This is a genomic window from Vibrio sp. R11-SG3-ISO3-SZ (assembly GCF_059834345.1).
This window is the reverse complement of the sequence record NZ_JCBDGX010000015.1, coordinates 1-11,417: the sequence shown is the minus strand read 5'-3', so window position 1 is coordinate 11,417 and position 11,417 is coordinate 1. Positions and strand designations below refer to the sequence as shown.

Below are 11,417 nucleotides of genomic sequence, written 5' to 3'. Positions count from 1 at the left end.
TAGGCGCGCGCATATCGGCGACGAAATCGGCGATGGTCACATCCACTTCATGTCCAACCGCACTGATAATCGGGATTTGACTCGCCGCAATCGTTCGCGCTACGACCTCGTGGTTGAAGCACCATAAATCTTCTAGAGAGCCCCCGCCACGACCGACGATCAAGACATCACATTCGTTACGACTGTTGGCACAGCCAATGGCTTGCGCGATTTGAATCGCGGCATCGTCACCTTGTACTAATGTCGGGTAAATAATCACCGGCAGTGAAGGGTCACGTCGCTTCAGTACATCCAGAATATCGTAGAGCGCCGCACCTGTTTTCGAGGTAATGATGCCAACCCGTTTCGGGTGCTCAGGCAGCGGCTTCTTATTAGTCTGTGCAAACAGGCCTTCAGCGGCTAGCTTCATTTTAAGCGCTTCAAACTCTTGCTGGAGTCGGCCATCGCCTTCCGGCTGCATGCTTTCAATGATCAACTGATAATCGCCGCGAGGTTCATACAACGAGAGACGCGCTTTGACTAATACTTGATTGCCGTTAGCCGGCTTGAACGTGACACGACGATTATTGCCGCGAAACATCGCGCATTTGACTTGAGCTCGGGAGTCTTTAAGGGTGAGATACCAGTGACCAGACACCGGGGCAGAGAAGTTGGAGATCTCTCCGACCAACCAAACGATACCCATTTCGTTTTCAAGCAGCAGGCGAACTTCTGCGTTGAGGCGAGAGACAGTGAAAATGTTTTGATTGGTGGATGCAGGCACAGCTAATCCCATGGACGTGGGTATGGAAATTAGCGGCAATATAATACATAGCAAGGGGGTGATTGCAAATAAAAAGTAGAAAAATGTGTAGCCAAGCGTTTGCGTTGACCGTATAATCCGTCCGCAATATCTAATCCAAATGCAACATTGTTCTCGCACACTCTAGTGTGAATAGGTTGCCCTCATTATGCGAAACGATGAGATTGGATTGTTCTTTTTACTCCTCTAATTGTGAGATATTGCAAATGCTAAGAATTGCCAAAGAAGCGCTGACATTCGACGACGTACTGCTTGTGCCAGCACACTCCACCGTTCTCCCAAACACAGCTGATCTTCGCACTCAGTTGACGAAAAATATCACTCTTAATATTCCGATGATTTCTGCGTCTATGGATACCGTGACGGAAGCCCGTCTGGCTATCGCTCTTGCGCAGGAAGGTGGCATTGGCTTTATCCACAAGAACATGTCGATTGAGCAGCAAGCGGCAGAAGTTCGTAAAGTTAAGAAATTTGAAGCGGGTGTGGTCACTGACCCTGTTACCGTTAACCCTGAAGCGACCATCGCGGATGTGGTTGCACTGACAGACAAGCACGGCTTTGCAGGCTTCCCTGTTGTCACAGAGAACAAAGAGCTGGTCGGTATTATCACCGGTCGTGACGTGCGCTTTGTTACCGACCTCACTAAGAAAGTCTCTTCAGTGATGACGCCAAAAGAGAGCCTTGCTTCAGTAAAAGAAGGGGCAACTCGTGCTGAAGTGCAAGAGAAGATGCACGAAGCGCGCGTTGAAAAAGTGTTGGTGGTTAACGATGAGTTCCAACTCACAGGTATGATCACCGCAAAAGACTTCCACAAAGCAGAACGTAAACCGAACGCGTGTAAAGATGAGCGCGGTCGTCTTCGTGTTGGTGCGGCAGTGGGTGCTGGCACGGGTAACGAAGAGCGTGTTGCGGCATTGGTTGAAGCGGGTGTTGACGTGCTTTTGATCGACTCTTCACACGGCCACTCTGAAGGTGTTCTTAACCGTATCCGTGAAACTCGCGCGGCATACCCTAATCTCGATATCATTGGCGGTAACGTAGCAACGGGTGCCGGTGCGAAAGCCCTTATCGATGCAGGCGTTAGCGCAGTGAAAGTCGGTATCGGCCCAGGTTCTATCTGTACCACTCGTATCGTAACGGGCGTGGGTGTCCCTCAGGTAACGGCCATCGCTGATGCATCGGAAGTGGCAAATCAACACGGTATTCCCGTTATCGCTGACGGCGGTATCCGTTTCTCAGGCGACATCTGTAAAGCTATCGTTGCTGGCGCATCGTGTGTGATGGTGGGCTCGATGTTTGCGGGTACTGAAGAAGCCCCGGGTGAAGTGATTCTTTACAACGGTCGTTCTTACAAAGCCTATCGTGGTATGGGTTCATTGGGCGCGATGTCTCAAGGTTCTTCTGACCGTTACTTCCAAACGGACAATGCCGCAGACAAGCTTGTCCCTGAAGGCATCGAAGGACGTATCGCGTACAAAGGCCGCCTAAAAGAGATCGTTCACCAGCAAATGGGTGGTCTACGCTCAAGCATGGGCCTAACGGGCAGCGCGACGATTGAAGCCATGCGTACCAAAGCTGAGTTCGTTCGTATCTCTGGTGCTGGGATGGCGGAATCTCACGTCCACGATGTTCAAATTACTAAGGAAGCACCAAACTACCGTCGCGGTTAATTTCTTAGACAAGAAACCCTCGACGAAAACGTTTGCTTTTCCTTGAAGCATTGAAGAGAGGCGGGTACACTCGCCTCGTTTTCTTAACCCAGCTTAAAAAGACTGCTCAAATGACCAAAAATATTCATGACCAACGTATCTTGATCCTCGATTTCGGATCGCAATACACCCAACTTGTCGCACGTCGTGTACGTGAAATCGGTGTCTACTGTGAACTGTGGAGTTGGGACGTTGAAGAATCAGATATTCGTGAGTTCAACCCAGACGGTATCATCCTATCTGGTGGACCAGAAAGCGTCACCGAAGAGAACTCGCCACGTGCTCCTCAATACGTATTTGACTCTGGTGTGCCAGTGCTCGGTGTGTGCTACGGCATGCAGACAATGGCAGAGCAGCTAGGTGGTAAAGTTGCAGGTTCCAATGAACGCGAATTTGGCTATGCGCAAGTCAAAGTGTCAGGCGAATCTTCACTATTTAAAGACCTAGACCTGACCCAAGATGTTTGGATGAGTCACGGTGACAAGGTTGTTGAGATTCCAGCAGACTTCGTCAAAGTGGGCGAAACGGACACCTGTCCTTACGCGGCGATGGCCAATGAAGAGAAAAAATACTTCGGCGTGCAGTTCCACCCTGAAGTGACGCACACCAAGCAAGGCCTACAAATGCTTGAGAACTTTGTGCTTGGCGTGTGTGGCTGTGAGCGTCTTTGGACCTCTGAATCCATTATTGAAGATGCGGTTGCTCGCATCAAAGAGCAAGTGGGTGATGACGAAGTTATCCTTGGTCTATCCGGCGGTGTTGACTCTTCGGTTGTGGCGATGTTGGTTCACCGCGCAATTGGCGACAAGTTAACTTGTGTCTTCGTTGATAACGGTCTGCTACGCCTAAACGAAGGTCAACAAGTGATGGATATGTTTGGCGATAAATTTGGCCTAAACATCATCAAAGTCGACGCAGAAGAGCGTTTCCTTGCCGCACTAGAAGGCAAGTCGGATCCTGAAGAGAAGCGTAAGACCATCGGTCACGTCTTTGTTGACGTGTTTGATGAAGAGTCGAAGAAGCTGAAAAACGCGAAATGGTTAGCGCAAGGCACCATCTACCCAGACGTGATTGAGTCTGCGGCGTCAAAGACGGGCAAAGCACACGTGATCAAATCTCACCATAACGTGGGTGGTCTACCTGAAGATATGGCGATGGGCTTGGTTGAGCCACTACGTGAGCTGTTTAAAGATGAAGTACGTAAGATCGGTCTAGAATTAGGTCTACCTTACGACATGCTATATCGCCACCCATTCCCAGGACCGGGTCTTGGTGTGCGCGTACTTGGTGAAATCAAGAAAGAGTACTGTGATTTACTGCGTCGTGCGGATGCGATCTTCATTGAAGAGCTGCATGCTGCTGACCTTTACCACAAAGTCTCTCAAGCGTTCACGGTCTTCCTACCGGTTCGTTCTGTAGGCGTTATGGGTGATGGTCGTAAGTACGACTGGGTTGTGTCACTGCGTGCAGTCGAAACCATTGACTTTATGACCGCGCATTGGGCACACCTACCGTATGACTTCCTTGGTAAAGTCTCTAACCGTATCATCAACGAAGTAGACGGCATTTCTCGCGTGGTTTACGACATCTCAGGTAAGCCGCCAGCGACGATTGAGTGGGAATAATTTTTCCGACTAATGTTAAGAACCAGCCTGATAGGCTGGTTTTTTTTCGTCTTTGGATGAGCGGCCAAGCAAAAAAATAGAGGCAAACCTTGGTTTGCCTCTATTGATGACCGAAACGGTCGTCCACTGCTTTTTACTTATCGATTAGGTTGAAGGTTGCTCAACGCTCTTGGTTTTTGATTCCGCTTCTGCTTTCGGATCGAGTCCTGTTTTTCTGCGGTATTTTTCTTCCCAGTAGTCAGCGCCTTTGATGCCAAGTTTCACTGGGTTGAACGTGTACTCTTCAACACCTTGTTTTTGCTGCTCTTCGTAGTCATTCAGTGCCTTTAGGGCAGGTTTTGACATAAAGAAGATGATCAAAATACCGACAATGTTTAACCACGCCATCAAGCCTACACCGACGTCACCCATCGCCCATGCGAGGTTTGCGGTTTTGACGGTGCCGTAGAATACCACGGCAATCAACGCGACTTTAAGGATGAACATCAAGCCGTCAACTTTGAAGTGGCGACGAATGTACGCAACGTTGGTTTCTGCGATGTAGTAGTACGCCAGAATCGTTGTGAAGGCAAAGAAGAACAGCGCGATAGCGATGAACGGTTTTCCGATGCCTGGCAGTGCACTTTCAATCGCCATTTGAGTAAATACTGGGCCGTTCGCCGCAATATCAGCCGCGACATTCTGGATGATGAAGCCCTCTGCACCGTGAACGTTATACGCGCCAGTGATCAAGATCATGAATGCCGTGGCTGAACAAACAAGCAAAGTATCAATGTAGATAGAGAAAGATTGCACTAGGCCCTGCTGAGCTGGGTGCTCAACACTTGCCGCTGCCGCCGCGTGAGGTCCTGTACCTTGACCCGCTTCGTTTGAGTAAACACCACGTTTAACACCCCAGCCAATCGCAGCACCCACACCGGCCATCGGTGTGAATGCATCACCGATGATCATTGAGAAGATGCGTGGCACTTCACCAATGTTCAGTAGGATGATGATGAAAGCGGTGACGATGTACGCCAATGCCATGAAAGGCACGACAATCTGAGTAAAACTCGCAATGCGTTTTACACCACCAAAAATGATAAACGCAAGAACGATAGAAATCAGTGTGCCGGTGAAGATTTTCGCGAAACTAAAGGTGCCGATGGCCGTTTCGATCATGTCACCTGAGCCAAATGCAGCTTCGACTGCGTTACCGATACTGTTCGATTGCACACCAGGAAGTAGGAAGCCACACGCAAAAATGGTCGCGACTGCAAAAATCCATGCATACCATTTTTGACCCATTGCTTTCTCGATGTAGTAAGCCGGACCACCACGGAATTCGCCGTTATCTTCTTCTTTATAGATTTGCGCCAGTGTCGATTCTGCATACGCGGTTGCCGCGCCAAAAAATGCGACTGTCCACATCCAGAAGACAGCACCTGGGCCGCCAAAACCGATCGCTGCAGCGACACCTGCAATGTTACCTGTACCGACACGACCAGAGAGTGAAACGGCCAGAGCCTGGAATGAAGAGATGCCTTTAGAAGAACTTTTTCCAGACAGAAGCAAACGCCACATTTCGGTGAAGTGTCGAACTTGTACAAATCGAGTCATGATTGAATAGAACAAACCCGCGCCCAAGCACAAGTAAATCAGTGCCGGGCTCCAGATAATCCCATTCATAAAATCAACAAATGACTGCATATGAATTTCCCTGTTAGTTGTTGAGTCCCTTTAGCGACAAAACGGCATATCGTTTAAAGGGGTGTTGTGTTTAATTTCGAACAGCATATTAACCTTTTTGTAACCTTAATGTTAAATCATTTATCTATTAATCTTGTTTGGCGTGACTCCATCCACAAAATTCCAGTCAGAAGAGAAATGATAGGTTAAAACTTCATCGTTTAGTCTTCTAGTGCCAAAACTGAGAATGGTAAAACGCATCTGGTGGTCGATGCGTTTTATGGAAAAGCGAAAATTCTATTTGTTAAATGTGCTGATAATGTCGGTTAATTCAGTGAATGCTACTATTTGCCGTAGCGGCTCATGCTCAGTTGCGGGTATTGATGACGATCTCCGGTGACAAGGTCGGTTAATATTTCGGCGGAGCCACACGCCATCGTCCATCCTAGCGTACCGTGACCAGTATTAGTGAAGAGGTTACTCAGTGGTGTTGGGCCAATGATCGGCGTGCCATCGGGCGTCATTGGGCGAAACCCACTCCAATATTGCGCTTGATCAAAAGAGGCACCGCGAGGGAATAGGTTGCTGACGACATGATTGAGCGTCGCCAGGCGTTTGGCCGTTAGCTTACCGTCAAAGCCAGCCAATTCAGCCATACCCGCCACGCGGATTCTGTCATCAAAGCGCGTTAGGGCGACTTTGTAGGTCTCGTCCATAATGGTGGAAGAGGGGGCATACTGATCATCACTGACAGGTAAGGTAAGCGAATAGCCTTTGACGGGGTATATTGGGAGGGTTAGCCCCAGCGGCTCTAATAATGCCTTGCTGTAACTGCCCATTGCGACAACGAAGGTATCGGCGGTGAAATCACCGGCATCCGTGTGAATGGCGCAGACACGTTGCTGAGACGCAGTTAGACGTTGAATACGGGTATTGAAATGAAACTGCACGCCAGCCTCTTCACACAGACGCTGGAGCTCTTGGCAAAAAAGGTGGCAGTCACCGGTTTCATCGTCCGGTAAATAGAGACCGCCGACCAGCTCACCCTGCATATGAGCCAAACCGGGCTCTTGGTTAAGGCACTGATTAGCATCGAGCAGTTCAAAGCGAGTGCCTGCCTCGGCAAGCAGCGCCATGTCCTTTTCTACCGCTTGCAATTGCTGAGTATGACGAAACAGTTGCAGTGTGCCTTTCTGGCGTCCTTGATAATCGAGCTTGTGCGTTTGGTTGAGCCTTTTTAAGCTCTTCTGGCTGCGAGTTGCTATCGTCAACATGCGGGCTTTGTTCACTCGATAGCGCTCTAGCTGGCAGTTACGCAGCATTTGCATCATCCAGATGAATAGCTCGCGGCTCACCATAGGTTTGATCTTTAGCGGCGCATGTTGCTCGAATAACCATTTGATCGCCTTGAGCGGAATACCGGGAGCGGCCCAAGGAGAAGAGTAGCCATAAGAGATTTGCCCTGCGTTGGCAAAACTGGTTTCTTCGCCTGCGCGAGATTGACGATCGATAACCGTCACATCACATCCTGCTTGATTGAGCATCCAAGCGCTCGTGAGTCCGATGACTCCACTGCCCATCACCACAACCTTCACATCATTCTCCTCATTGGTATTTTGGCTAAGAATCTGTGATTTACATTTGCGTAACAATCGATAAAAATTAAACACATCATTTAGAAAAACTAAAAGCAGCGCTCATGACCCAGATGTTATTTCAAGGTGTTCATTTACTGTGCCAAGTCGCGCAATACCCGACAATAAGCCAAGCAGCAAGTCGTCTAAACCTCACGCCGGGAGCGATCAGTCAGCAGGTAAAGTCCATTGAACAACATTTGGGTTTTAGTGTTTTTGAACGCCATCCGCGCGGGATTCGCTTAACCGAGCAGGGGAGAAAACTGATCGAGGGGGTAACGCCGCATCTGTTAGCCATTGAAGAAGTGACCGCGCAAGTGAGATCCTCCGGAGAAGCAGCGCAGATTCGTCTGAAGTTAACCCCCTCTTTCGCGTTTAAATGGCTCGTCCCTCGTTTAGAGAGTTTCTATCGATTACACCCGACGATTCAGGTTCACACCTTTGCCGAGGGCGCATTGGTGGATAGCCAGCATAAGGACTTTGATATTGCGATCGACTATGGTCCGATCCCCTACAAAGATGATCGCGCTGAACTGTTAATGGCGGAGTCACTGCTCCCTGTGATGAGCCCCTATTACTATCAGCAGCATTTTTCGTCGCATCCGTCCAATGAGGCGTGGTCGCGGGTGACGTTGCTGCATGATGCGATGCTTTGGCAAGGAGCCGTTCGAGAGCATGAGTGGCGCTATTGGTCTAAGCAGCAAGGGATGGATTTTGACTGCCAACGTGGTCACTTTTTCAATCGCACCGATATGGCGATGTCGGCAGCAGAGGCTAACGTGGGTGTTGCTTTGGCTCGTATGGCATTGCTGGGCGATGAAGTTTCGATGCAAAGGTTAGTCGCACCTTATGAGCCCATCCCTGCTGGCGCGGGGTACTTTGTGTTGACCCATGTGGACAACGCACACACGCGGGTCTTCAAACAGTGGTTAAGAGCGCAGTGCGATGTGGGTGAGTAAACTACGGTGATGGTCACCATCGCCAATTAATCTGGCGCTGCGTCTTATTGGCTCTACACTTAAAAAAGTCAACGGGATAGCCCTTTGTTGGCAGAGTGAGGGAGCGGCATGTATGAATTCGAATGAGCAGTTATGCAGCTATCGTAATCCAGATGGTTGGTGCTGCGATCAAGTTAGTGGTGAGTCAGGACTGTGCTATTGGCATGATCCGAACATCGATAAAAGTAATGACGACATCAAACAGCAAGTGGAGCAATGGGCCGCAGAGGGCAAGCCATTGGATGGCTTTCAGTTAGCGAAAACCGATTTGACGGATGTAGACTTGGTCAATCGAGGCAGTAAAGACGGGTATCTTTGTCGTGAGGCCGATTTTTATCGAGCAGACCTCACCGATGCGCATTTTTTCGGCTTAGATCTTCGCGGCTCCTCTTTGATGAAAGCCAAGATGCTCGGCGCCAATCTGCACTGTGCGAAATTGGATAAATGCAATTTATTGGGCGCAGATCTTGGGCGTGCCAAGCTAGAAAATGTCGAGTGGGGACGCTACCTAAAACAAGAACTCGATGCCAAGCAAGCAAAGAAAAAGCACGATAGAACGCTCACCGCCAGTCTCTATCAGGAGGCGGAAGAGGTGTGTCGTAACATTCGTAAACAGTGCGAAAAACAAGGACTGTTTGAGATGGCGGGAGACTTCTTTAAACGTGAGATGCGTTTTCGTCGCTATCAGTTACCCAAATTCAGTACCAAACGGTGTATATCCAAAGCAGTTGATCTGTTTTGCGGCTATGGCGAAGACCCCGTGCGCGTGGTGCTATTTTCGATCTTTTTGATCATGGTGTGCGCGATGGCCTATTTCTTTCTTGATACCACAGGGGCGCATCCGATTTACGAAGGGGTGACGGGCTGGCGTTTTTATCTGCTGGAGTTTTTTAACTCGCTCTATTTCAGTGTGGTGACCTTTACCACGCTTGGTTACGGTGACATCTCACCGGTTGGTGTTGCGAGGTTTATTGCTGCGCTTGAGGCCTTTTTAGGCAGTTTCACCATGGCTCTGTTTGTGGTGGTGTTTGTAAAAAAAATGACCCGCTAGCGCAGCCTGTACTGATTACAGCTTGGATTGTGCACGGCCGAGGCGGTCGTGCACCGCGACCCACTCATCACTGCGTGGTGGCGTTTCTACCCAAATCTCATCGCAGTGCCATTGGTCAGCATCATCAAGCGCGCGGTACAGATCGTGTGCGTACTGAGCCACGTTATCCGCCATTTTCATTGCTCGAACATTCAAATCCGTAGGTAACGGTGAGTAGTGCAGCAAAGCCACCTCTCCCTTTACTTCCGGTAGATGATGAATGTCGACCAACTTCACTGAGGTGTTAGGTTGATAATGGCTGGTCACGTTACCCGGGACGGCGACATTATGCGCTTGAGGCGAACACACTTCTTCACCTAATATGTGTGACAATTGCGCCGCGCTAATGGGACCTGCGCGAAGGATTCGAAATGGACGTTGCGTAAGATCGACAATCGTTGACTCAAGGCCATGAGCACAATCTCCGCCATCAAGCACCGCAGCGATATGACCGCCTAGCGATTTGAGTACGTGCGACGCTGAGGTTGGACTCAGTTTCTTATAAGGGTTAGCGGATGGGGCGGCAACGGCGAGCCCGCTAGAGAGCAGTTCATTAAACACGTCGTGCGCCGGCATGCGAACGCCAATGGTCTCTAGACCGCCCGAGACGACCGAATTAGCTTGTGGCGATTTCTTTAGTAGCAGGGTAACCGGACCAGGCCAAAAGACATTAGCAATGGTGTACGCTTCCTCTGGGATCTCCGTCGCCCAATCGGATAACTGCTGAACTTGGCCAATGTGTACGATTAACGGGTGGTTTGCCGGTCTGCCTTTCGCCGCGAAAATCTTCTTTACCGCCTCTGGGTTGGTGGCATCTGCCGCGAGTCCATAAACGGTTTCGGTCGGAATCGCCACTAACTCGCCAGAAGCAAGAAGCGACTTCGCTTGTTCGATATCGTTTTGGTTTTGTGCGGAAAGATGTAGCGTTTTCAATGTCACTTCCTCAGAAAAACGGACGGTTACACAGTCATGTTTGCTCTAGTCAAATCAAAGCAAACGCACATTTTAGCTATCTTTTTCAAATTTGCGATGCTTATTTTCCTTTTTACATCGCTAGGCGAACCTCGTTTTTCGAAGTGCTTGATTCTGTGTAAGCTTTCCATCAAATCTTGCCACAACCCACAACCCACAACCCACAACCCACAACCCACAACCCACAACCCACAACCCACAGTCTCAAAAATGTGCAGCCGAACTCTGCACCGTGGGATAAGAGCGTGATTGCTTAATTAAATGGAGAGCGCCAGTAATTAACACTCAGCAGCGCAAGCTGAATCAAGTTTTCGTAAACGCAGAGACATCGACATCAAGGCAAAACCGCATGCCAATATCGCACCGCCAATCGCGACGAAAATCGTGCCATCGGCGAAGTTGTCGGTGGTGACAGCAAACAGCGCCACGATGACGCCCAGCGCCGTCATTGCTTTCCCCATAAAAATGCCGTTGGCGTGATCAATCGGCGTTTGTTCTTGCGAGGAAATCGGAGTGTGGATTCGCTCACTCACAGTGTGATTGAAATAGGGGCGTTTGGTCATCAAAGCGGTAGAAAGGAAAAAGCCACCAGTGACGATCACATGCGCCAGGAGACTGCACACCACCATCATATCAACACTTTCTCTGTGATTGAGCGGGCCGATGAAAGGCTCAAGCCAATGAACATCGAACACAAAATGCATCCAAGCGGAAACCAGAATGCCGACCAGAACCGTTGCCCAGCCAGACCAAGGTGGCGTACGTAAGTTGAGCATGGCCAATAGCGAGGGAATCGACATCGGCATGTGCAGCAAAGCAGAGAAGATCATCATGATGTCGAACAGGCTGTAGTCTTCGATACGAGCAAACAACAGTGCTACGCCGCAAGCCAACAGACCGGTCACGACTGTGGCGATTT

At 49.6% G+C, this 11,417-nt stretch carries 8 protein-coding genes and 1 pseudogene; 4 read left to right on the top strand and 5 right to left on the bottom strand.

What is annotated here, in order from left to right; translation table 11 throughout:
* On the bottom strand, positions 1–763 hold a 763-nt coding region (gene xseA / locus AC6R1O_RS01870; protein WP_500656406.1), incomplete at its 3' end, for an exodeoxyribonuclease VII large subunit.
* 245 nt (positions 764–1,008) lie between these two features.
* Here xseA and guaB point away from each other — a divergent pair.
* Positions 1,009–2,472 (top strand): IMP dehydrogenase, encoded by a 1,464-nt coding sequence (gene guaB / locus AC6R1O_RS01865; protein WP_500656405.1) that lies wholly within the window; start codon positions 1,009–1,011, stop codon positions 2,470–2,472.
* Positions 2,473–2,582: 110 nt separating this feature from the next.
* On the top strand, positions 2,583–4,136 hold the full coding sequence (guaA, locus tag AC6R1O_RS01860) for a glutamine-hydrolyzing GMP synthase (protein WP_500627024.1): 1,554 nt from the start codon (positions 2,583–2,585) through the stop codon (positions 4,134–4,136).
* 144 nt (positions 4,137–4,280) lie between these two features.
* Here guaA and AC6R1O_RS01855 read toward each other — a convergent pair whose 3' ends face one another.
* Both AC6R1O_RS01855 and AC6R1O_RS01850 read right to left on the bottom strand, forming a co-directional pair.
* Positions 4,281–5,825 (bottom strand): alanine/glycine:cation symporter family protein, encoded by a 1,545-nt coding sequence (locus AC6R1O_RS01855; protein ID WP_500656404.1) that lies wholly within the window; start codon positions 5,823–5,825, stop codon positions 4,281–4,283.
* A 323-nt stretch (positions 5,826–6,148) separates the two neighbouring features.
* The gene (locus tag AC6R1O_RS01850) at positions 6,149–7,456 is read right to left on the bottom strand and encodes a D-amino acid dehydrogenase (protein WP_500656403.1); all 1,308 of its coding nucleotides are present in this window, start codon (positions 7,454–7,456) and stop codon (positions 6,149–6,151) included.
* Between the two features lie 47 nt (positions 7,457–7,503).
* Here AC6R1O_RS01850 and AC6R1O_RS01845 point away from each other — a divergent pair, with 47 nt between their 5' ends.
* Together AC6R1O_RS01845 and AC6R1O_RS01840 are read left to right on the top strand one after the other, a co-directional pair.
* The gene (locus tag AC6R1O_RS01845; RefSeq protein ID WP_500656402.1) at positions 7,504–8,397 is read left to right on the top strand and encodes a LysR substrate-binding domain-containing protein; all 894 of its coding nucleotides are present in this window, start codon (positions 7,504–7,506) and stop codon (positions 8,395–8,397) included.
* A gap of 112 nt (positions 8,398–8,509) precedes the next feature.
* Positions 8,510–9,487: an ion channel gene (locus AC6R1O_RS01840; RefSeq protein ID WP_500656401.1), complete on the top strand. Its 978-nt coding sequence runs from the start codon at positions 8,510–8,512 to the stop codon at positions 9,485–9,487.
* Between the two features lie 15 nt (positions 9,488–9,502).
* Here AC6R1O_RS01840 and AC6R1O_RS01835 read toward each other — a convergent pair whose 3' ends face one another.
* Together AC6R1O_RS01835 and AC6R1O_RS01830 are read right to left on the bottom strand one after the other, a co-directional pair.
* The gene (locus tag AC6R1O_RS01835; RefSeq protein ID WP_500656400.1) at positions 9,503–10,459 is read right to left on the bottom strand and encodes an L-threonylcarbamoyladenylate synthase; all 957 of its coding nucleotides are present in this window, start codon (positions 10,457–10,459) and stop codon (positions 9,503–9,505) included.
* A 317-nt stretch (positions 10,460–10,776) separates the two neighbouring features.
* Positions 10,777–11,417, bottom strand: a pseudogene (locus AC6R1O_RS01830) (sodium:solute symporter family transporter); the annotation flags it as partial.

What these genes read in the sequence shown, in the direction of transcription:
- guaB (WP_500656405.1), top strand. Translation starts at nt 1,009, where the DNA reads ATGCTAAGAATTGCCAAAGAAGCGCTGACATTCGACGACGTACTGCTT.
- guaA (WP_500627024.1), top strand. Translation starts at nt 2,583, where the DNA reads ATGACCAAAAATATTCATGACCAACGTATCTTGATCCTCGATTTCGGA.
- AC6R1O_RS01855 (WP_500656404.1), bottom strand. Translation starts at nt 5,825, where the DNA reads ATGCAGTCATTTGTTGATTTTATGAATGGGATTATCTGGAGCCCGGCA.
- AC6R1O_RS01840 (WP_500656401.1), top strand. Translation starts at nt 8,510, where the DNA reads ATGAATTCGAATGAGCAGTTATGCAGCTATCGTAATCCAGATGGTTGG.
- AC6R1O_RS01845 (WP_500656402.1), top strand. Translation starts at nt 7,504, where the DNA reads ATGACCCAGATGTTATTTCAAGGTGTTCATTTACTGTGCCAAGTCGCG.